The sequence below is a fragment of the Janthinobacterium sp. LS2A genome (assembly GCF_036543145.1).
Lineage (GTDB): Bacteria > Pseudomonadota > Gammaproteobacteria > Burkholderiales > Burkholderiaceae_D > Janthinobacterium > Janthinobacterium aestuarii.
On sequence record NZ_JAZHPB010000007.1, the window covers coordinates 268,581 to 289,319 of the forward strand.

Below are 20,739 nucleotides of genomic sequence, written 5' to 3' on the forward strand. Positions count from 1 at the left end.
CGCGACATGAGACAGCCGGCGCCTCCAGGGAGAGACCATGCGCCCCTATCTTGTTTCCGCCCCTTGCTTCAAGCACCTGGGCGCCGCCCTGCTCTGCTGTGTTTTGGCGGCCTGCAGCGTCGCACCGCCTGCCAGCCTGCCCCCCATCTTCAACGACAGCGATTTCGCCCCGACCGCCGCCATCGACGCCAGCCAGGTCTTTGCCATCGACGAGCCCATGCGCCAGTATGTGCGCACACAAGTGCGGCGCGAGGCGCGCAACAAGAACGACCGCGCGGCCCTGTATGACGCCCTGTACGACAAGAGCAGGCTGAAACTCGAATACGATGCGGCCATGACCCGCAATGCGCGCGAAACGTTCGCGGCGCGCCAGGGCAACTGCCTGTCGCTGGTGATCATGACGGCGGCGCTGGCGCATGAAATGGGCTTGCAGGTGCGCTACCAGGAGGTGCTCGGTGAAGAAAGCTGGAGCCGCAGCGGCGACATGTATTTTGTCGCCGGCCACGTCAACCTCGTACTGGGCCAGCGGCTGGACGACAAATCCGGCAGGTACGATGCCAAGGGCATGATGGTGATCGATTTCCTGCCGTCCGCGGAGATGGGCAGCTACCGCACGCGGGAACTCGACGAAGCAACCGTGCTCGCCATGTACATGAACAACCGAGCCGCCGAAAGCATGAGCGAAGGCCAGCTGGACCAGGCGTATTGGTGGGCCCGGGCAGCGCTGCTGCAGGACCCCTCGTTCACCGGCGCCTACAACACCCTGGGCGTGGTCCAGTTCCGCCATGGCAACCTGGCGCAAGCGCGGCGCACGTTCGCCCATGCGCTGACGCGCGCGCCGGACAACACGGTGCTGCTGTCGAACCTGGCGCAGGCGCTGGAAGCGTCCGGCCTGCAGAATGAAGCGCTGCCGCTGCGCCGGCGCCTGCTGGCGCTGCAGCCGCAGCCGCCTTTCCACTACTTCAACCTGGGCAAGGCGGCCATGCAGCAAAACGATTACGTGCGGGCGATACAGCTGTTTTCACGTGAAATCGCGCGCGACCCGTACTACCACGAGTTCCACTTCTGGCTGGCGCAAGCCTATGCGCGCCTGGGCCAGCTGGAGCAGGCCGGCAAGCAGCTGGAACTGGCGATGAGCAGCAGCACCACGCGCAGCGACCACACGCTCTATGCGGCCAAGCTGCAGCGCCTGCGCGCCGTCACCACGCATTAATCTTCCAGGAACATCTGCTGCAGGTCGTTCAGGAAGCACAATCCCCGTTCCGTCGGGCGGATGACCTGGTGGTCGCGGTACAGCAAGCCTTTCGCTTCGGCCGCATTGAGCGGCTGCTCGATGGCGTTGAGGGCCAGGCCCGTGCGCTCGGCGAACAGGTTCGGCGAAAAGCCCTGCGTCAGGCGCAGGGTATTGAGCATGAATTCAAAACCCATTTCCTCGCGCGCCAGTTCGCGCTCTTCCTGCACCGGGTTGCCGGCCAGTACCGCATCCATGTAGGCGCGCGGCTGCTTGTAGCGGGCCTGGCGCAGCACGCGGTGCGGGAACGATATCTTCGAATGCGCGCCAGCGCCGATGCCGAGATAATCGCCGAATTCCCAGTAATTGCGGTTGTGCTTTGCCTGGCGGCCCGGCTGCGCATAGGCCGACACTTCATAGCGGCCGTAGCCCGCCTGCGCCGCGCGCGCGGCCACCATGTCGGCAATGTCGGCGCTCTCGTCGTCGTCCGGCAGCACGGGCGGATACTTGGCGAACAGGGTGTTCGGCTCCAGCGTCAGGTGGTACAGCGACAGGTGCGGCGGCGCGAACGACAGCGCCGTTTCCAGGTCCTGCCGCGCCTCGTCCAGCGTCTGCGTGGGCAGCGCGTACATCAGGTCGAGATTGAAATTGTCGAAATTGGCGTGCGCGATCTCCACCGCGCGGCGCGCTTCATTGTCGTCGTGGATGCGGCCCAGCGCCTGCAAATGGCGGCCATTGAAGCTCTGGATGCCGATCGACAAACGGTTGATGCCGCTGGCCCGGTAGGACTTGAATTTTTCCGCTTCGAAGGTGCCCGGATTGGCTTCCATGGTAATTTCGCAATCGGGCTCCAGTGGCAGCAGGGTGCGCACATCCGACATCAGCCGGTCCAGGCCCGCCGCCGACATCAGGCTGGGCGTGCCGCCGCCGATGAAAATCGTGTGGATCTTGCGGCCCCAGATCAGCGGCAGCGCCATTTCCAGGTCCAGCCGCAGGGCCGCCAGGTATTCGGCTTCCGGCAAGTCGCCGCGCACCTCGTGCGAATTGAAGTCGCAATACGGGCATTTTTTCACGCACCACGGGAAATGGATGTACAGCGACAGCGGCGGCAGGGCCGTCAGGTTCAGCGCGCCCGGCTGCAGGTATTTCAGAGCCGCCCCGGCCGCGCCGGAAATGCCTTCCTGCGGCGCGGGAGCGGCGCCGGGCTTGGCTGCCGACTTGGCAACGGCGCCCACCAGTTTGATCGGGATCATCGCAGCTTTTCCACCAGCGCGCGCAGGGCCTGGCCACGGTGCGACAGCGCGTTCTTTTCATCGGACGTCAGTTCGGCCGCACACTTGCCCAGCGCGGGAAGGAAGAAATGCGGATCGTAGCCGAAGCCGCCGTTACCGCGCGGCGTGGCGATCATCTCGCCATTCCAGTGGCCGTCGGCGATCACGGGCTGCGGGTCGTCCGCATGGCGCACGTACACCAGCACGCAGTAGTAGTACGCGGATTTGTCGGCATGCGCCTCGAGGTCGGCGATCAGCTTGGCGCTGTTGGCGGCGTCCGATTTCGGCTCGCCCGCATAGCGCGCCGAGTACACGCCCGGCGCGCCGCCGAGCGCATTGACGCACACGCCGGAATCGTCGGCCAGCGCCGGCAAACCCGTCAGGCGCGACGCGTGGCGTGCCTTCTGCAGAGCGTTTTCAACGAAGGTGTGGAACGGCTCGTCGCTTTCCGGCACGTCATACTCGCCCTGGGCGTGGACGGAAAAACCGATGGTCGAAAGCAGCTCGTTGAATTCCTTGAGCTTGCCGGCGTTGTTGGAGGCGAGGATGAGGCGTTGGGTCATGTCAGTAGTCCGGTTGAAGTGCCGACATTGTAAACCTTTTGCGCTCCCCTCACCTTGGCCCACCGCCGCGCTCAACGGCGGCAAAAACGGGCTTGTTGCCCGGCGCGGCGGGCGGCGATGTGTAAATCTGTGTAAAGATTAAATGCCGAGGGCTTGCTTCTGCATGGCGATCAGATCGGCGATGCCGCCCTGCGCCAGGTCCAGCAAGCGGTCCATGCCGGCTCGGTCGAATGCGGCGCCTTCTGCCGTACCCTGCACTTCGATGAAGTGGCCCGCTTCCGTCATCACCACGTTCATGTCCGTGTCGCAGCCCGAGTCTTCCACGTAGTCGAGGTCCAGCACCGGCATGCCCTGGTAGACGCCCACCGAGATGGCGGCGACAAAGCTTTTCACTGGGATGGCGGCGATCGCGCCGCGCGCCTGCAGCTGGGTAAACGCGTCATACGCGGCCACCATGGCGCCCGTGATCGAGGCCGTGCGCGTGCCGCCGTCGGCCTGGATCACGTCGCAATCGAGGTGCAGAGTGCGTTCGCCGAATGCCTGCAGATCGAAGGCGGCGCGCAGCGATCGGCCGATCAGGCGCTGGATTTCCTGCGTGCGGCCCGACTGCTTGCCGCGCGCCGCTTCGCGGTCCATGCGCGTGTGCGTCGAGCGAGGCAGCATGCCGTACTCGGCCGTCAACCAGCCCTGGCCCTTGCCCTTCAGGAAGCCCGGCACCTTGTCTTCGATGCTGGCCGTGCAGATGACCTTGGTGTCGCCGCACTCGATCAGCACCGAGCCTTCGGCATGCTTGGTGTACTGGCGGGTGATGCGGATGGCGCGCAGCGCGTCGACGGCGCGGCCGCTCGGGCGGGATTCGAATGTCATGGGGATGTCCTGTGTGATTGGGGTTGCGGCAGCGATTCTACCACCGCGCGCCCGTCTATTTGCGGCCATGCAACAGCGCAAGGCGCAATGGCGGGCGGCGCACACATGATCCATACAATCCTGCCCCGCCAAACACAATTTTCTTTACAATGCCGTAAAACGCACACTATTCAGCAATTTCCAGGCCATCGAGCACTTCGGTCCTGTTTTGCGGCGCGGGCGGTATTGCCTGCGCTGGCTGATTAAGTGTATAAGTGACTGTATACAAGACCAAATCGGGGAATCCTTTGAGCATTTCAAGCATGACAGGCTACGCGGTTGCCACCAGCGAAGGTGCTGCAGGCACACTGACAATTGAAATCAAGAGCGTCAACTCACGCTTTCTCGACCTGCAATTCCGGATCAACGACGATCTGCGGGCTCTGGAGCCTGATTTGCGCGCCGCCGTCATGTCCGCCATCACGCGCGGCAAAGTCGAGGTACGCCTGAGCTTTGGCCGCAAGGCCGCGACGGCCGGCACGCAGGCGCTGAACCTGCCCCTGCTGACCGAACTGGCGCGCCTGCAAAACGAAGTGGGCCAGCATTTTGTCTCCGCGCCCGTCATGACGGTGGCCGAACTGCTGCGCTGGCCTGGCGTCATCGAAGAAGCGCAAGTGGGACAGGAATCCTTGCAGGCGGACGTGGGCGCGCTGACCAAGCGCACCGTGGCCGCTTTCGTCGACAGCCGCAAGCGCGAAGGCGCGGCGCTCGAAGCCGTGCTCGTGTCGCGCATCGAAGCGATGGAAGCCATCGTCAAGCGCATCACGCCATTGATACCGCAAGTGGTGGCGGCTTTCCAGCAAAAAGCCATCGAGCGCATGCAGGACGCGCTGGGCCTGGCCAGCCAGGGTTCGAATTCGGCCCTGTCGCGCCAGGACGCCATGGAGCGCATCCGCCAGGAAGTGATCTTGTACGGCATCCGCATCGACGTATCGGAAGAACTGGCGCGCCTGTCGGCCCACCTGGGCGAAACGCGCCACATCCTCACCAAGGGCGGCCAAGTGGGCAAGCGCCTCGACTTCATGATGCAGGAACTGAACCGCGAAGCCAATACCCTGGGCGCCAAGGCGTCCGTCAAGGAACTGGCCGACGCCTCGATGGACTTGAAGCTGCTGATCGAGCAGATGCGCGAACAGGTGCAGAACCTGGAATAAGGGCCAGCCTGGCCAGGCATCCTCCATGCCGGCCGCTTTGGGACTGGCTCGCCGCCTTGCCTCTTGGTAAAATAGCGGATTGGGCGCCGCTTGCGCGAGCATCGGCGCCAACAACACGATTATTGAAAGATCCGCATGAGCCACCCTACCGCCTTCTCCGGCAGCCTGTTCGTGGTTGCCGCGCCATCGGGCGCCGGCAAATCGACACTGGTCAATGCATTGCTGGCGCAAGAGCCCGGCATCAAATTGTCGATCTCGACCACCACGCGCGCGCCCCGTCCGGGCGAGCAGCATGGGCGCGAGTACTATTTCACGACGGCGGAAGACTTTGTCGCGCGCGCCGACCAGGGCGAATTCCTGGAATGGGCGGAAGTGCATGGCAATTACTATGGCACCTCGCGCATCATGGTGGAACAGCAAATGGCCGCCGGCACCGACATCCTGCTGGAAATCGACTGGCAGGGCGCGCGCCAGGTGCGCAAGCAATTCCCCCGCGCGGCCGGCATTTTCATCCTGCCGCCGTCGATCGATGCGCTGGAAGAACGCTTGAACAAGCGCGGCCAGGACGAGCCGCACGTGATCACGCGCCGCCTGCTGGCGGCCGGCGGCGAAATCGCACACGCTCCCGAGTTCGAGTATGTTATTATCAATGAAGAGTTTACGGTCGCTTTGTCCGAACTGAGCGCGATCGTGAGAGCGGCCCGTTGCCGGTTTGCGCAACAAGCGGCCCGCAACGCATCGCTATTCGCCCAGCTGGGCCTGCACGCAGAATAATCGTTTCTGCACGCCAGTTCACACAGCACCACGCACACAAATTTAGGAGTTACTATGGCCCGTATCACAATCGAAGATTGCCTGAAGCAGATCCCTAACCGTTTCCAGCTGACCCTGGCTGCGACCTATCGCGCACGCCAGTTGTTGCAAGGCCACACCCCGAAGGTGGAAGCCAAGGACAAGCCTACCGTTGTCGCACTGCGTGAAATCGCTGCCGGTAAAGTCGGCATCGAAATGCTGAAAAAGGTCCCGATGTAATTGGGAACCCGCGTGCCGGAACAGTGCTGACCCCTGGTTCTACCGTATCCTTTATTCACACTGTGAAGCAACGCGACGTTTTATGAGTCTGACCCCAGCCGACACGACTTCCGCAGCACTGCCGCCCCTGGCCCCGCGCCAGGCGGCAAAACCGCAGGGCGCTTCCGCGCCCGGCACCGGCACGTCCGGCAGCAACACCCCCGCAGCACCGCCAGCGCCCGCCCTCGGCGTGGCCTCCGTCAGCCATCTGGCCGACAAGCTGGCCGAATACCTGTCTCCCGCCGACCTGAAGAAAGTCAAGGAAGCCTACCGCTTCTCCGACGAAATGCACCTGGGCCAGATGCGCCGCTCGGGCGAGCCGTATATCTCGCATCCGATCGCCGTCGCCGAAATCTGCGCCGACTGGAAGCTCGACGCGCAAGCCATCATGGCCGCCCTGCTGCATGACGTGATGGAAGACCAGGACGTCAAGAAAGATGAATTGATCGAGCGCTTCGGCGCACCGGTCGCGCACCTGGTCGACGGCCTGTCGAAACTGGAAAAGATCGAATTCCAGAGCCAGATCGAAGCGCAGGCGGAAAACTTCCGCAAGATGCTGCTGGCCATGGCCTCCGACGTGCGCGTGATCCTGATCAAACTGGCCGACCGCCTGCACAATATGCGCACCCTGGACTTCATGACGGCGGCGAAAAAGCGCCGCATCGCCAGCGAGACCATGGAAGTGTACGTGCCGATCGCGCACCGCCTCGGCCTGAACAACATCTACCACGAGCTGCAGGACCTGTCGTTCTCGCACCTGTACCCGATGCGCTACCGTACCCTGGCGAAAGCCGTCAAGGCGGCGCGCGGCAACCGGCGCGAAGTGGTCAACAAGATCATGGAAGCGGTGAAAAGCACCTTGTCCATGGCCGAGCTCGAGGCCGACGTCACGGGCCGCGAAAAGACCCTGTACGACATCTATAAAAAGATGCGCAGCAAGCATTTGTCGTTCTCGCAAGTGCTGGACGTGTACGGCTTCCGCGTGGTGGTGGGCAGCTTTGCCGACTGTTACGTGACCCTGGGCACCCTGCACAGCCTGTACAAGCCCATGCCGGGCAAGTTCAAGGATTACATCGCGATCCGCAAGCTGAACGGCTACCAGTCGCTGCACACGACCGTCATCGGCCCGTACGGCACACCGGTCGAATTCCAGATCCGCACGCAGGAAATGCACCGCACGGCCGAATCGGGCGTGGCGGCGCACTGGCTCTACAAGAGCGGCGAATCGAACCCGTCCGACCTGCAGCAGCGCACGCATGCGTGGCTGCAATCCCTGCTCGACATCCAGCAGCAGACGGGCGACTCGGCCGAATTCCTCGAGCACGTCAAGGTCGACCTGTTTCCCGATTCCGTCTACGTGTTTACGCCGAAGTCGAAGATCATCGCCCTGCCGCGCGGCGCCACGGCGATCGACTTCGCCTACTCGATCCACACGGGCATCGGCGACCAGACCGTGGCCGTCAAGATCAACAACGAAACCTCGCCCCTGCGCACCGAGCTGCACAATGGCGACATCGTGGAAATCATCACCGATTCTTCGTCGCGCCCCAGCCCGACGTGGCTGTCGTTCGTGCGCACCGGCAAGGCCCGTTCGGCCATCCGCCACCATTTGCGCACGATCAACCTGCCCGAATCGATCGCCCTGGGCCAGCAACTGCTGTCGCAGGCGCTGCACACCCTGAACATCGACGCCGACCTGCAAGCGCCACTGGTCGAACGCCTGCTCAACGAATCGAGCGCCAATTCCATGGACGAGCTGTACGCGGACATCGGCATCGGCAAGCGCATGGCCACCCTGGTGGCGCGCCATATCTTCGGCTTGATCGGCGGCGAAGCGGCCAGCATGCCCGTGGAACACAACAGCGGCAGCGAGCTCGACCCTGTCACCATCTGCGGCAGCGAAGGCGTCTCCGTGCAACTGGCGCCATGCTGTTTGCCGATTCCGGGCGACCAGATCATCGGCCAGCTGCGCCGCGACCAGGGCTTGCTCGTGCACACGAGCGACTGCTCGCAAGCGAAACGCCAGCGCGCCAAGGAACCGGACCGCTGGATCGCCGTGCGCTGGGGAACCGAACTGAACCGCCGCTTCGACTGCCGCATCAAGGTGCTGATCAACAGCGAGCGGGGCATCCTGGCACGCGTGGCCGCCGAAATCGGCGAATCCGACGCCAACATCATCTATGTCGGCATGGACGAAGACAAGGACAACGTCCTCGACCAGCTGCGCTTCACCGTGCAAGTCAAGGACAGGGTCCACCTGGCCGCTCTGCTGCGCAATGTGCGCAGAGTGGCCGGCGTGAACCGCATCCTGCGCGAGCGTAACTAAAACCCAAAGCGAAGACTGGGGTCGGACCCTCAGGGTCCGACCCCGGCCCTCATGCTTTGCGGGTTTGCAGTTCCCTCACAAATTTGGCACTTCCAACGACCGCATTGCCACGGCTGGCGGCACGCAATACCTGAAGCGCCGTTTCCTCATCAGCATGAAATAACGCAGTATAGGCCTGCTGCCGCTCGCCTTTGTTTTTGCCCATGCTCAAGTAGAGTGAATGTGGACATACCAATGCATCCTCGCGCCCCTCTGCATTGCAACGATAGCTGGACCATCGGTAATGCCCCGAATAACGTACCATGCCGGCCCGCACGGGATTGAGTTCGATGTAGCGCTGGCATATCAACAAGTAGCTCACATCCTGCACAACACAGGACTTGTAGCGCCCGTCCCACAACGGGCCGCTACGATGGCGCCGCCAGTTGATGTAATGTGCGTACTCTTGCCCTAGCGCCTTCATCATGCGCGAGACAGCCAAAACACTATCTGCGGACAGCAGCAAATGCACATGATTTGTCATCAGGACATAGGCATGCAGCGCGCAGCTTTGCGCATGTGAGTGCCGCTGCAGTTGCTGCAAATACCAAAGGAAATCGGCGGGATCAAAGAAGCAGATTTGCCTGTCCGCCCCACGCTGCACCACATGCAAGGGCATGCCAGGCATAAACAAACGCTGGACGCGGGCCATGGTCGTTCTCCCATCAAGAAAAGTCCCAGCGTGACAGGCTTATCAAGACGAACCCTGCGTCACCGCAAACTACCCCTCCCCCGGCGCCGGATACGTCACTTCCAGCAACTCCAGTTCCTGCTCGCCCAGCGGCGTGGTGAGAGTGATCACGTCGCCTTCGCGCGCCTTGGTGATGGTGCGGGCCATGGGCGAGACCCAGCTGATCTTGCCGTTCAGGGGATCGAACTCGTCGATGCCGACGATGGTGATGGTGTGCGTTTCGCCGTCGCTGGTGCGGTAAGTTACCGTGGCGCCAAAGAACACCTGGTCGTTGCCATGGTGCACGCTGGGGTCGACGATGGCGGCCAGGTCCATGCGCTTGGTGAGGAAGCGGATGCGGCGGTCGATCTCGCGCAGTCGCCGTTTGCCGTAGATATAGTCGCCATTTTCCGAACGGTCGCCATTCGACGCCGCCCAATGGACGATGCGCACCACTTCCGGACGGTCGACGTCGATCAGCTGCAGCAGCTCTTCCTTGATGCGCTGGTAACCGGCCGGCGTGATGTAGTTCTTGGCGCCGGCGGGAATGGCCAGCGCCAGCGCGGCCGCTTCTTCATCGTCGTCGTTGTCGGATTCTTTTACAAAGGCTTTATTCATCTGTCTATTGTAGCCCCGCCAGAGAGCCGCGGGCACACGGGATGCGGGGGCAAACGGGCTTTTTTGACGTATCATCGTGGCAATCGCGGCAAACCTGCGCCGCACACGGAGACGGATGAAAAAATTCTACAGAGTCAGGCGCTGGCTGTTCGCGCCGCTGGTCTACCTGGCCGCCATCTTCCTGCTGATCGAGGAATGGCTGTGGGCGACCGGGGCCCGCATCATGCAGGTGATCGCGCAATTTCCGCCCCTGCATGCACTCGAAGCGTGGATCAAGCGCCTGCCGCCTTACTGGGCACTGGCCATCTTCGTGCTGCCGGCCGTGCTGCTGTTTCCCGTCAAGCTGCTGGCCCTGCTGGCGATCGCGCGCGGCCATGCGTTTTCCGGCATCGGCGTGATCGTCATCGCCAAGCTGGGCGGCGCGGCCGCCGTCGCGCGCCTGTACAGCCTGACGCGCCCTACCCTGTTGAGTTTGCCATGGTTTGCGCGCTGGCATGGATTGTTCATGGAAACCAAGGACCGCTGGATCGCCCGCCTGCGCGCCACGCGTCCATGGCGCCGAGTCAGCCGGCTGTCGGCCGCGCTGGGCCGCGCCCGCCGTGCCTGGTGGCAGCGCTTGCGCAAAGGTACGCCAGGACGCCATAATTCCCACCCGGCCAGGGTCCTGCGCCGCTTCGCCGCCTTCTGGCGCGCCCGCCGCTGATGAAGAAAGCCAACTCCATGCACGACACTCCCCGGCTGGCCCCCGCCATGCGCGCGGCGGCGCCGGAAATCTACCTGTACGACGCGGCCAGCTTGCAATTGCTGGACGCCAACGATGCCGCCTGCGGCAACTTGCAGTACGCACGCAAGGAATTGCTGGCGATGACACCCTTCACGCTGGCGCCGCAGCTCGATGGGCAGCAACTGGCCGCCGTGCTGGCTACCCTGGACGACAGCATCGGCGCTCAAGCCCGGCTGCACGTGCAGCAGCGCCGCCGCGACGGCAGCCTGTATTCGCTCAGCCTGCAGTTGTCGCGCGCCCACCGCCACGGCCGCGCCCTGCTGCTGGCCGAAGGCGAAGACTTGCGCACGCCGCAGGCGACGGCCGCCGCCCTGGCGCAGGTGCAGTCGCGCTTCAACGCCATCGTCTCGAATACGCCGGGCCTCGTGTACCAGTTCTGCCTGCATCCGGATGGACGGGCGTCCTTTGCCTACCTGAGCGACGGCTGCCAAGCCCTGCTGGGCCTAAGCCCGGCACTGCTGCACGCGCGCCCGGAACTATTCTATCAATTGATCCTCGCCGACGACCGCGCCTCGTATCTGGAATCGATGCAGGCCTCAAAAAACGCCTTGTGGAGCTGGAACTGGGAAGGCCGCATATGGATCGACGCCTGGAAGGACGTCAAATGGATCAACCTGCGCTCCACGCCGCGCGCGCTGGCCGACGGCACGGTGCAGTGGGAAGGCATCATGACGAACATCACGGAAAGCCGGCTCGAACAGATCGAAGTGCGCCAGTCGCGCGCCCGCCTGGCCGAGCTGACTGCGCATATCGACAAGGTCAAGGAACACGAACGCACGCGCCTGGCGCGCGAACTGCACGATGACCTGGGCGGCAACTTGACGGCCATCAAGATGGCCTTGGCCATGCTGGCGCGCCGCCTGCCGCCGGACGATCCGCAATTGCAGGAAAAGGCCGACTATGTCGACGCCCTGGTCGACCGCAGCATCGACGCCGTGCACCGCATTTCGCTGGACTTGCGCCCGTCCATGCTGGACCTGGGCCTGGTCGCCGCGCTGGACTGGCAAGTCAAGGAATTCGCGCGCCAGGCAGGCATCGAATGCCAGTTCATTTCGAACCGCCAGCACATCGACCTCGAGCTGGACCAGGCGACGAGCCTGTTCCGCATCGCCCAGGAGGCGCTGACGAATATCGCCAAGCATGCGCAGGCGAGCAAGGTCAGCGTGCGCCTGGCCCGGCAGCGCCAGCATATCAGCCTGTCGATCGCCGACAATGGCGTCGGCATGCGCCTGTCCGACCGCGCCAAGCCGCAGTCGTTCGGCATCCGCGGCATGGCAGAACGGGCCAGCGCGCTGGGCGGCACCCTGAGCCTGATGGATGGGTCGGATGGCGGCACCATCCTGAGCATAAAAATCCGGCTGACCACCGCGCGAGAGGCGATAATAGCGGCTGCAGCCAGTGCGCCAGCGCACAGCGGGCCGCCGCCAGACGCGGCCTAGTGGGTGAATCAGATAGGAAACAATGCAGTCATGAAAGAAAAAGCCACCATCCGGGTATTCATCGCCGACGATCACGCGATCGTGCGCGAAGGCTTGAAGCAAATCCTCGCCGATACCAAGGACATCATCGTGGCCGGCGAAGCCGAAAATGGCCACGACGCCATCAAGCTGTTCCGTGGCTCCAAATGCCAGGTGTTGCTGCTCGACATATCCCTGCCCGACCGCAGCGGCATCGAGGTACTCAAGCAGATCAAGAAGGAAAAGCCGGAACTGGCCGTGCTGATGCTGTCCATGCACCGCGAGGACCAATACGCCATCCGTTCGCTCAAGGCGGGCGCGGCCGGCTACCTGACGAAACAGAGCGCGCCGCGCGAGCTGGTCACGGCCATCCGCCAGGTGGCGCAGGGCTTGAAATATATCAGCGCCTCGCTGGCGCAGGAACTGGCCAACACGGTGGGCGAAGACCACGAAACGGCCTTGCACGACACCTTGTCGGACCGCGAATACCAGACCCTGGTGATGATTGCCTCGGGCAAGGCCGTGGGCGCCATCGCCGAAGAGCTCAAATTGTCCGTGAAAACCGTCAGCGAATACCGCGCCCGCTTGCTGGTCAAGATGAAACTCAAGAATAGCGCGGAACTGACACATTACGCGATCCGCAACCAGCTGGTGGATTGACGGCAAAGCGGCATGCCCGCTGGCATCGGGCGAATTGACAGGACTTCTCCTTGCTTCTCGCACAATAAGTTCTTTGCCAACTCGCATATCATGGGGATAATGAGAAATATCTGAAAAGGCTGTGCCTACATGTCCAGTAAATTGCCATCTTCACCAGCAAGCGCTCCCGCTGGCGCCACGAATACCGCCGCCGCCGCGATGAACCCGGCCGATATCGCCCGCGAAGCGTTTCGCCGCCTGGCCACGCGCCGCATCGCCCCCACGCCGAGCGCCTACCGCGATATCTACAATGAAATCGCCGGCATCAGCGAATCGGCGGACAGCCCTGCGGCGCCGGGCGCCGTGCTGGCCGCCAGCGCACCGACGGAGAGCGGCGCGGAAAACGTCCTGACGCAATTTGCCGCCAAGATGAGCGAATCGGCGGGCGAACTGGGCGACTTTGGCAAGCGTTTCCAGCGCGCACTGAAAGCGCGCGACTGGGACAGCTATGCGCGCACCCTGGCGCAGCTGGCGGAGAAACAGGTCAAGAAAGGCGGCGGCATCGAATTGCCGCCCTTGCCGGACGGCGAACAGACGCGCACCCTGCGTGAATTGCTCAGCCGCACCCTGGGCTTTGCCGTCGCCACCTTGCTGACGGGCACGCCCGCACTGGTGGAAGAGGCCGAATCGCTGGGCGCGGCCATCAAGCAGGCCCATACGGAAGAAGCGCTGAACGAAGCGGCACTGCGCCTGAAACAGCTGTGCTACCAGATCGAACTGAAAAGCGGCGACACGGCCGAGCAGCAGGAACTGCTGCTGCGCCTGTTCAAGCTGCTGCTCGATAACGTCAGCCAGTTGCTCGACGACGACAGCTGGCTGCGCGGCCAGGTCGATGCCGTGCAAAACCTGATCGCCGGCCCGCTCGACCAGCGCGCGCTGGAAGACGCCACGCGCAGCCTGAAGGAAGTCATCTACAAGCAAAGCCAGCTCAAGCACAGCCTGTCCGACGTCAAGCTGACGGTCAAGAACATGATGATGACCTTCATCGACCGCCTGGGCCAAGTGGCGGCCAGTACGGGCGACTTCCATGAAAAGATCGGCGGCTATTCGGAAAAGATCAGCCAGGCGGAAAATATCAGCGAACTGAACAGCGTTCTCGACGAAGTCCTGCGCGAAACGCGCATGGTGCAGAACGAGGCCTTGCGCGCACGCGACAAGATGGTACTGGCGCGCCAGGAAGTGCAGGATGCGGAACAGCGCATCCACACCCTGGAAGCAAAGCTCCAGCATATGAGCGAACTGGTGCGGGAAGATCAGCTGACGGGCAGCCTGAACCGCCGTGGCCTGGACGACGTGTTCGAGCGCGAGACGGCCCGCTCCGACCGCCGCGGCACGCCGCTATGCATCGCCATGCTGGACCTTGACGACTTCAAGCGCCTGAACGATACCTACGGCCACCTGGCCGGAGATGCCGCCTTGAAACACCTGGTGAAAATCGTCAAGGAAACCCTGCGCTCGATGGACGTCATCGCCCGCTTCGGCGGCGAGGAATTCCTCATCCTGCTGCCGGAAACGACGGTCGAGGCGGCCTCGTCGACGATGACGCGCCTGCAGCGCGAGCTGACCCGGCATTTCTTCCTGCACGATAACGAAAAAGTCTTGATCACCTTTTCCGCCGGCGTGGCCCTGCGCCTGCCCAACGAAGACCAGGCCGAGCTGGTCAAGCGCGCCGACCGCGCCATGTACCAAGCCAAGCAGACGGGCAAGAACCGGGTGGTGGTGGCGGAGTGAACCCATGTGGTGCGAAGCAACACACAGCACCTCAATCACTTTGCCTCGGGGCATTACCGAAAAAAAATCACTCGGCGAATTACTAAAAAATTAACCTTGATCGTTTTAATGACTTAATTGGCAATGTAACATGGTTGTGTGCTTTTTTTTAAGAAAAGGCTACACACACCAGTTATGCCAATAATTTTATTAAATCAACCTTTCAGGGCATGCCATATGAAAAGAAGTCCACTTAAGTGCATTAAAAATATATCCTCAAATACCTTATTCGCGCTCGCAATCTTCATGGCTGCAATCATGCCTGCGGTCTCCCAGGCGGCTGCCAAAGAAATTTCCATCACAAGCAGCCAGCACCTATCAACTTTTTACAATACCCGCAACGGCAACACAAACACCTTAGATAGAGGTGAAGTAGGGGCTATTTTTGGCGAAGGATATAGCCGCCTGTATGAAAAGTTCATCTTGCCAGCCTATGATCCCTCCGTCACGCTGACATCGGGGCTTTTATGGACACCGATAACTGCCCGTAGCATGGAGGTTTATCTTACCGATGGAACCTGGGTATCCTTTAATTACTATACCGCTCCGAATCCCATCGGGGGATTGGTAGCAAAGACAGCAACCAATATAAGCCAAAAAAAACCCATCGACCTGACAGAATATCTGAACAAGGCTTATAAAAATGGTACGCCTGTGGGATTCATGATGAAATCCTCTATAGAAGGACAAAACTGGACTGACTTCACCGGTTTTCCATCTGGCGCTCAAACATTGTCCCTGACATTTACCTCCGCAGTTCCCGAACCCGAAACTTATGCCATGTTACTCACAGGTTTAGGCTTGATGGGTTTCATTGTTCGACGTAAACGGAAATCGTGAACACAACAACTGGCGGATAATATGCTATCGCTTGTCGGGCACGAACGATCCGTCCGCCATATGACCTCACCAAAAAGTCCTGATCCACTTTTTCCTCGCCTATCCCGGCCCCTGCCAACGAGGACGAGGACGAGGATCCTGGCCGCCTGAGTCCGGCCGGCCTACGCCATGCCGTCCCGCTGCCCAGCTGGACGGCAACTTCATGGCGTAAACAATAACACCCCCTCCCTCCAGCATGCCGCCAGCATGCGCACCATATAAAAATAAAATTATTTTCACCCTAAAGTTTCCAAAAAGCATGTCGTCTAGCGCGCGGCATGCGACAAACTGAAGGGCTAAAAATTAAAATTTAAAGCACTTTTCGCCATAAATTTTCCCGCAGAGCAACCGTTACCCTAAACAACAGCGGCTTGATTGTCCCGGAACAGCGGGGCAGGCCAAAGTGACTAGCACATAGCGCAATGTAGTACCTGTCTGGAGAATTAACATGGCTGCAGTAATTAACACCAACATCGCTTCCCTGAACTCGCAACGCAACCTGGGCTCCTCGCAAGCATCCCTGAGCACCTCGCTGCAACGCTTGTCCTCTGGCTTGCGCATCAACAGCGCCAAGGATGATGCTGCTGGTCTGGCGATTTCCGACCGTATGACGTCGCAAATCCGCGGCATGACCCAAGCAACCCGCAATGCAAACGACGGCGTCTCGCTGGCCCAAACGGCCGAAGGTGCACTGTCGAGCTCGGGCGACATCCTGCAACGTATCCGCGAACTGGCCGTACAGTCGTCGAACTCGACCAACTCGTCGAGCGACCGCCAGGCGCTGCAAACCGAGGTGACGCAGCTGAACTCGGAACTGAACCGTATCGCCACGACCACCTCGTTCAACGGCCAGGCACTGCTCGATGGCACCATGGGTACGGCCAACTTCCAGGTCGGCGCCGATGCGAACCAGCTGATTTCCGCCAACGGCGCGAACTTCCTGACGAACACATATGGCAACAACCGCGTTGAAAACAACGCTGTTGCAGCCAAACTGACCACGACCAACGTCGTTGCAGCCAAAGATGTCACCGTCAACGGCAAGCTGGGTACCGACAAGTACACCACCGTTGCAGGCGACACCGCCAAGTCGATCGCTGCCGCATTGAATGCCAAAACGGCAAGCACCGGCGTCACCGCCACGGCAAAAACCGAAGCCAACCTGGGCTTGGGTGCGGAATCGTACTCGTTCAAATTGAACGGCGATAATTCTGCACCTGCTGATGCCGTGACTGTTTCGTTCACCGTCACCGGCGCCGCCAACCAGGCGGCCGACTTTGCCGCCGGCATCAACGCGATCAATGCACAAACCGCCAAAACGGGCATCACGGCAAGTTTTGACGCCAAAAATCCTGGCATCAAGCTGAGTAATGCCAATGGTGCCGACATCCAGGTGACGAATGGCGCCACGGCTGCTGTCAAGCTGGACGTCAAAACCTACAACTTGGATAACACGTTGTCGGCGGCCGCTGATGCCAAGGGCGTAGCTGGCGTTGCGATCGCCAACGGCAGCGTGACGTTCGATTCGGACAGCAGCTTCTCCGTGACCGATGCGGGTTCCGGCCTGGGCCTGGGTGCGGCGGCCGCTGGAACCACGAATGCTGGTTCGCAGCTGAAATCGGTTGCATCGCTGGACGTCACGACGTTTGCGGGCGCGCAATTGGCCCTGAAGATCACCGATGCGGCACTGTCGACGGTCAACAGCCAACGCGCTCAGTACGGTGCTTTGCAATCGCGCTTCTCCTCGGCGATTTCGAACCTGCAATCGACGACGGAAAACCTGTCCGCATCGCGCAGCCGCATCGTCGATACCGACTTCGCAGCAGAAACAGCCAGCCTGACCCGCGGCCAGATCCTGCAACAAGCTGGTACCGCCATGCTGGCGCAAGCAAACTCGCTGCCTAACGGCGTGCTGAGCCTGCTGCGCGGCTAATCTTCGATTAGTCTCGTCACATCGCCAGACCCAGGTTCCCCTGCCGGATTTTTTCGGCAGGGGAATTTTCACTAGGAGAGCACCATGACTATAGACACGATATCAGCCGCCTCGGCCAGCCGGATCGAGAAGAGTTACACTCCGGCAGACATCGCGCCGGCGCGTGCCGCGGCATCTCGCAGCACCACTGACGCCGTGACAACGCAGCAAAATGAGCAGGAACCCAGCCGCGCCCAATTGGACCAGGCGGTATCTGAACTGAACCAGTCATCGCAAATCAAGACCCAGGGCCTGGAATTTTCCGTCGATGAGGACAGCCAGCGCACGGTCGTCATGGTGATCGACCAGGAAACCAAGGAAGTCTTGCGGCAGATCCCGACCAAGGAAGCCCTGGCGCTGGCCAAGGCCTTCGAGTCAGCCAAAGGCGCGCTCATCAGCCAAAGCGCCTGACGGATGCCATGCAAAACCGTCCGCGCTGCCATGTTTCGCCATGCATCAGCACGACACCGGGGTCCGCCAGCCAGCCTGCCGGCCCCCGTATTCTTATTACCACAAGAGCAACCCTTTACGCACACCAGGCCGCTTTTTTCCCCGAAATGAAAACAGCGCGGTAAATCCCCCTCTCAAGTCCTGATTGATTCTGCCGATAACAGCTTATATTAGTGTTTTCCTAGGAGCATGCAGTGGCCATCACACCAACCTTATCCTCTCCGGGCATCGGCAATAGCATGCTGGACGTCAATGCCATCATCGAGAAGCTGATGACGGCTGAGTCGGCGCCGCTGAATCTCTACGACAAGAAAACGGCTTCCTACCAGGCCAAGCTCAGCGCCCTGGGTACACTGGGCGGTTCGATCAGCACCTTCCAGAGCTCGCTGTCGTCACTGACCAACTCGAACAATTTCCGCGCCGTCAGCGCCACGCCATCGGATCCGCTGGTGCTGTCCGCCAGCGCTGGCGCCAAGGCCGTGGCCGGCACTTACAATATCAATGTCTCGCAGCTGGCGCAGGCGCAGACCCTGACGTCAGGTGGCATGGCCAGCAAGCTGTCGACCATCGGCCTGGGCGCCAAGACGACGATTTCCTTCCAGCTCGGCTCGGCAAGCGGCGGCACCTTTGGCACCAAAGGCACGGCCCTGAGCGGCAGCACACTGCTGAACGGCGTGAGCAACGGTTCGCTGAGCCTCAACGGCACGGCCATCCCGACGGACGCCAGCACGAAAAGCGCACGCGCGCTGGCCGATGCCATCAATGCCAAGAGCAGCACCACGGGCGTCACGGCGACAGCCCAGCCAGCAAGCAGTGATGCCGCCATGTTCGGCACGTATGGCAATGTCGCCACCAGCGGCGCGGGCAGCAGCTATTCCCTGTCCGTTGGCGGCATTGAAATCGTCTCGCAAGGCGAGAACGTGGCCGCCGGCGCCGGTATCACCGCCGCCAGCCTCGATGCGAAGCTGGAAGGGCCGAATGCCGTCTCGAATGCGCTGGCCGCAGCCAATATCACGGTCACGGGCAAGGCTGCCGATGGCACCTTGCAATTTACGCGCGCCGATGGCTCCAACATCAATATTGAAGAGGTCGTCACGGGTGGCGTCAGCGGTGGCATCGGCAAGGCAGCGGGCGCAAGCAACGATGGCTCGAATGTGACAATTGCCAGCGCCATCACCCTGACATCGGGCAATGCCAGCCCCATCATCATCGCTGGCAGCAATCCGGCCGCGGCCGGCCTGACGGCGGGCACCGTCGGCAGCTACATGGGTGCCGGCTTTACCCAGGATGCGACGCAGGCAACGGGGTCGGTCGTCATTGATTCGACAAACAATACCTTGCAAGGCATCCGCGACGCCATCAACAACGCCGGTCTGGGCGTCACGGCCAGCATCGTTTCCGACGGCACGGATAAACCGTTCCACCTGGTGCTCAGCTCAAGCAAGACGGGCGCCAATTCGGCCATGAAAATCTCGCTGAGCGGCAGTGACGGCCAGCCTGCGGACAGTGCCCTGGAATCCTTGCTGGCCTACGACGTTGGCGGCGCGCAGAATCTGAAGCAGAACAGCGCGGCACAGAACACCATGTTCAGTGTTAACGGCATTCCCATCACCAGCAGCTCGAACAGCGTCGATACGGCAATCGAAGGCATTACCCTGAACATCGCCAAGGTCGGCAGCAGCAGCCTGTCCGTTGCCAAAGACACCACCACCGTCAAGACCAGCATCAACTCCTTCGTCAAGGCATACAACGAACTGAACACGGCGATCGGTAAAATGACGGCGTACAATCCCGACACCAAGACTGGCGGCGTCCTGCTGGGCGACTCGACCGTGCAATCGATCCAGAGCCAGCTGCGCCGACAGCTGGGCGCGCCGATCACCGGCTTGAACAGCACTATGAGTACCCTCAGCCAGGTGGGTATTTCTTTCCAGAAAGACGGCAGCCTGGCGCTGGATTCCAGCAAACTCGACAAGGCCATCAGTGCCAATTTCAGCGATATCGCTGGCCTGTTCTCGGCCATCGGCAAGACCAGCGACAGCAACGTCTCCTTTACCAGCTCGACGGCGGCAACCAAGCCCGGCACGTATGAACTGAGCATCACCACCATGGCCAGCCAGGGTTCGCTCACCTCGACCGGCGTGCTGGGCGCCAGCACGACCATCGCCAGCGATACCACCTGGAACGTGACCCTGAACGATACGGATCCTTCATCCGCCAAGAACACGGCCCAGGTGACGATACCGGCCGGCACCTACACACCGGCCCAGCTGGCGGCGCTGGTGCAATCGTCGATCAATGGCGTGAAAGCCTTCTCGGACAATGGCGCCACCGTGTCCGCCTCGATCGATGGCACGGGCAAGCTGGTGCTGGCCTCGAGCCGCTATGGTTCCGTGTCGAACCTGGCCCTGAGCAACGGCACGGGAACCACCATTGAAACCTTGTTTGGCACGGCCAAGCCCGTCAAGGGTGCCGACGTGGCTGGCACCCTGGGCGGACAACCGGTCATCGGCTCCGGTCAGACGCTGACGGGCGCGCCCGGTTCGTCGTCGGAAGGCTTGAAAATCGAGGTAACTGGCGGCACGATCGGCCCGCGCGGCACCGTCAGCTTCTCGCAAGGCTATGCCTACCAGCTGAACAATCTGGCCACCTCCTTCCTGGGGACGGACGGCATGATCACCGGCCGCACGAATGGCATCAACGAAACCCTGAAATCGGTGGCGGCGCAGCGCGACAAGTTCAGCGAAAAACTGACCGCCATCGAAGCGCGCTATCGCGCCCAGTTCTCGCGCCTCGACGTGTCGCTGAGTGCCATGCAGACCACGCAGACCTATCTGACCCAGCAGCTGGCCGCCATCGCCGCCAACCGTTAAGCGCTA

General features: G+C 61.6%; 18 protein-coding genes. 13 read left to right on the plus strand and 5 right to left on the minus strand.

Features of this window, described 5'->3' with window-relative positions:
* Window positions 1-37 precede the first annotated feature (37 nt).
* Window positions 38-1,213 (plus strand): tetratricopeptide repeat protein, encoded by a 1,176-nt coding sequence (locus V3C40_RS20730; RefSeq protein WP_331778418.1) that lies wholly within the window; start codon window positions 38-40, stop codon window positions 1,211-1,213.
* On the opposite strand, the gene hemW is transcribed toward V3C40_RS20730, so the two are convergent.
* The 3 genes from hemW to rph form a co-directional block, all read right to left on the minus strand.
* Window positions 1,210-2,484 carry a radical SAM family heme chaperone HemW gene (gene hemW / locus V3C40_RS20735; RefSeq protein WP_331778419.1) on the minus strand — a complete coding sequence of 425 codons (1,275 nt, stop codon included), beginning with the start codon at window positions 2,482-2,484 and terminating at the stop codon, window positions 1,210-1,212. The two genes, V3C40_RS20730 and hemW, sit on opposite strands and share 4 nt — an antisense overlap.
* On the minus strand, window positions 2,481-3,065 hold the full coding sequence (gene rdgB, locus V3C40_RS20740) for an RdgB/HAM1 family non-canonical purine NTP pyrophosphatase (protein ID WP_331778420.1): 585 nt from the start codon (window positions 3,063-3,065) through the stop codon (window positions 2,481-2,483). Before rdgB ends, hemW begins: the two co-directional genes overlap by 4 nt.
* 138 nt (window positions 3,066-3,203) lie before the next feature.
* Window positions 3,204-3,932 carry a ribonuclease PH gene (gene rph / locus V3C40_RS20745; RefSeq protein WP_331778421.1) on the minus strand — a complete coding sequence of 243 codons (729 nt, stop codon included), beginning with the start codon at window positions 3,930-3,932 and terminating at the stop codon, window positions 3,204-3,206.
* A gap of 302 nt (window positions 3,933-4,234) precedes the next feature.
* Between rph and V3C40_RS20750 the strand changes: the two genes are divergently transcribed.
* From V3C40_RS20750 to V3C40_RS20765, 4 genes are all read left to right on the plus strand, one after another.
* The gene (locus tag V3C40_RS20750; protein ID WP_034753986.1) at window positions 4,235-5,125 is read left to right on the plus strand and encodes a YicC/YloC family endoribonuclease; all 891 of its coding nucleotides are present in this window, start codon (window positions 4,235-4,237) and stop codon (window positions 5,123-5,125) included.
* Window positions 5,126-5,260: 135 nt separating this feature from the next.
* Complete coding sequence (gene gmk, locus V3C40_RS20755) at window positions 5,261-5,899, plus strand: guanylate kinase (RefSeq protein ID WP_080753685.1); 639 nt, start codon at window positions 5,261-5,263, stop codon at window positions 5,897-5,899.
* Between the two features lie 54 nt (window positions 5,900-5,953).
* Entirely contained in the window at window positions 5,954-6,157 is a 204-nt protein-coding gene (rpoZ, locus tag V3C40_RS20760) for a DNA-directed RNA polymerase subunit omega (protein ID WP_010400723.1), read from the plus strand.
* An 82-nt stretch (window positions 6,158-6,239) separates the two neighbouring features.
* Entirely contained in the window at window positions 6,240-8,522 is a 2,283-nt protein-coding gene (locus tag V3C40_RS20765) for a RelA/SpoT family protein (protein WP_070303641.1), read from the plus strand.
* Window positions 8,523-8,571: 49 nt separating this feature from the next.
* Here V3C40_RS20765 and V3C40_RS20770 read toward each other — a convergent pair whose 3' ends face one another.
* Together V3C40_RS20770 and greB are read right to left on the minus strand one after the other, a co-directional pair.
* Window positions 8,572-9,213, minus strand: coding sequence for a transposase (locus V3C40_RS20770; RefSeq protein ID WP_331778422.1), 642 nt, complete (start codon window positions 9,211-9,213; stop codon window positions 8,572-8,574).
* Window positions 9,214-9,282: 69 nt separating this feature from the next.
* The gene (gene greB, locus V3C40_RS20775) at window positions 9,283-9,849 is read right to left on the minus strand and encodes a transcription elongation factor GreB (RefSeq protein ID WP_035821325.1); all 567 of its coding nucleotides are present in this window, start codon (window positions 9,847-9,849) and stop codon (window positions 9,283-9,285) included.
* Between the two features lie 115 nt (window positions 9,850-9,964).
* On the opposite strand from greB, the gene V3C40_RS20780 reads away from it, so the two are divergent.
* The 8 genes from V3C40_RS20780 (at window position 9,965) to fliD (ending at window position 20,733) form a co-directional block, all read left to right on the plus strand.
* Entirely contained in the window at window positions 9,965-10,552 is a 588-nt protein-coding gene (locus V3C40_RS20780; protein ID WP_331778423.1) for a hypothetical protein, read from the plus strand.
* 17 nt (window positions 10,553-10,569) lie between these two features.
* Window positions 10,570-12,072 (plus strand): sensor histidine kinase, encoded by a 1,503-nt coding sequence (locus tag V3C40_RS20785; RefSeq protein ID WP_331778424.1) that lies wholly within the window; start codon window positions 10,570-10,572, stop codon window positions 12,070-12,072.
* Window positions 12,073-12,102: 30 nt separating this feature from the next.
* Window positions 12,103-12,750 (plus strand): response regulator, encoded by a 648-nt coding sequence (locus tag V3C40_RS20790; RefSeq protein ID WP_034753998.1) that lies wholly within the window; start codon window positions 12,103-12,105, stop codon window positions 12,748-12,750.
* A gap of 198 nt (window positions 12,751-12,948) precedes the next feature.
* Window positions 12,949-14,520 (plus strand): diguanylate cyclase, encoded by a 1,572-nt coding sequence (locus V3C40_RS20795; protein ID WP_034754000.1) that lies wholly within the window; start codon window positions 12,949-12,951, stop codon window positions 14,518-14,520.
* A 285-nt stretch (window positions 14,521-14,805) separates the two neighbouring features.
* Complete coding sequence (locus V3C40_RS20800; RefSeq protein ID WP_331778425.1) at window positions 14,806-15,399, plus strand: PEP-CTERM sorting domain-containing protein; 594 nt, start codon at window positions 14,806-14,808, stop codon at window positions 15,397-15,399.
* Between the two features lie 487 nt (window positions 15,400-15,886).
* On the plus strand, window positions 15,887-17,371 hold the full coding sequence (locus V3C40_RS20805) for a flagellin N-terminal helical domain-containing protein (protein WP_331778426.1): 1,485 nt from the start codon (window positions 15,887-15,889) through the stop codon (window positions 17,369-17,371).
* 84 nt (window positions 17,372-17,455) lie between these two features.
* Complete coding sequence (locus V3C40_RS20810) at window positions 17,456-17,821, plus strand: flagellar protein FlaG (RefSeq protein WP_070303638.1); 366 nt, start codon at window positions 17,456-17,458, stop codon at window positions 17,819-17,821.
* Window positions 17,822-18,054: 233 nt separating this feature from the next.
* Window positions 18,055-20,733, plus strand: a complete 2,679-nt coding sequence (fliD, locus tag V3C40_RS20815) for a flagellar filament capping protein FliD (protein WP_252867337.1) — start codon at window positions 18,055-18,057, stop codon at window positions 20,731-20,733.
* Window positions 20,734-20,739: the final 6 nt, after the last annotated feature.

Coding starts and splice junctions, on each gene's coding strand:
- V3C40_RS20730 (WP_331778418.1), top strand. CDS start 38: ATGCGCCCCTATCTTGTTTCCGCCCCTTGCTTCAAGCACCTGGGCGCC.
- hemW (WP_331778419.1), bottom strand. CDS start 2,484: ATGATCCCGATCAAACTGGTGGGCGCCGTTGCCAAGTCGGCAGCCAAG.
- rdgB (WP_331778420.1), bottom strand. CDS start 3,065: ATGACCCAACGCCTCATCCTCGCCTCCAACAACGCCGGCAAGCTCAAG.
- rph (WP_331778421.1), bottom strand. CDS start 3,932: ATGACATTCGAATCCCGCCCGAGCGGCCGCGCCGTCGACGCGCTGCGC.
- V3C40_RS20750 (WP_034753986.1), top strand. CDS start 4,235: ATGACAGGCTACGCGGTTGCCACCAGCGAAGGTGCTGCAGGCACACTG.
- gmk (WP_080753685.1), top strand. CDS start 5,261: ATGAGCCACCCTACCGCCTTCTCCGGCAGCCTGTTCGTGGTTGCCGCG.
- rpoZ (WP_010400723.1), top strand. CDS start 5,954: ATGGCCCGTATCACAATCGAAGATTGCCTGAAGCAGATCCCTAACCGT.
- V3C40_RS20765 (WP_070303641.1), top strand. CDS start 6,240: ATGAGTCTGACCCCAGCCGACACGACTTCCGCAGCACTGCCGCCCCTG.
- V3C40_RS20770 (WP_331778422.1), bottom strand. CDS start 9,213: ATGGCCCGCGTCCAGCGTTTGTTTATGCCTGGCATGCCCTTGCATGTG.
- greB (WP_035821325.1), bottom strand. CDS start 9,849: ATGAATAAAGCCTTTGTAAAAGAATCCGACAACGACGACGATGAAGAA.
- V3C40_RS20780 (WP_331778423.1), top strand. CDS start 9,965: ATGAAAAAATTCTACAGAGTCAGGCGCTGGCTGTTCGCGCCGCTGGTC.
- V3C40_RS20785 (WP_331778424.1), top strand. CDS start 10,570: ATGCACGACACTCCCCGGCTGGCCCCCGCCATGCGCGCGGCGGCGCCG.
- V3C40_RS20790 (WP_034753998.1), top strand. CDS start 12,103: ATGAAAGAAAAAGCCACCATCCGGGTATTCATCGCCGACGATCACGCG.
- V3C40_RS20795 (WP_034754000.1), top strand. CDS start 12,949: ATGAACCCGGCCGATATCGCCCGCGAAGCGTTTCGCCGCCTGGCCACG.
- V3C40_RS20800 (WP_331778425.1), top strand. CDS start 14,806: ATGGCTGCAATCATGCCTGCGGTCTCCCAGGCGGCTGCCAAAGAAATT.
- V3C40_RS20805 (WP_331778426.1), top strand. CDS start 15,887: ATGGCTGCAGTAATTAACACCAACATCGCTTCCCTGAACTCGCAACGC.
- V3C40_RS20810 (WP_070303638.1), top strand. CDS start 17,456: ATGACTATAGACACGATATCAGCCGCCTCGGCCAGCCGGATCGAGAAG.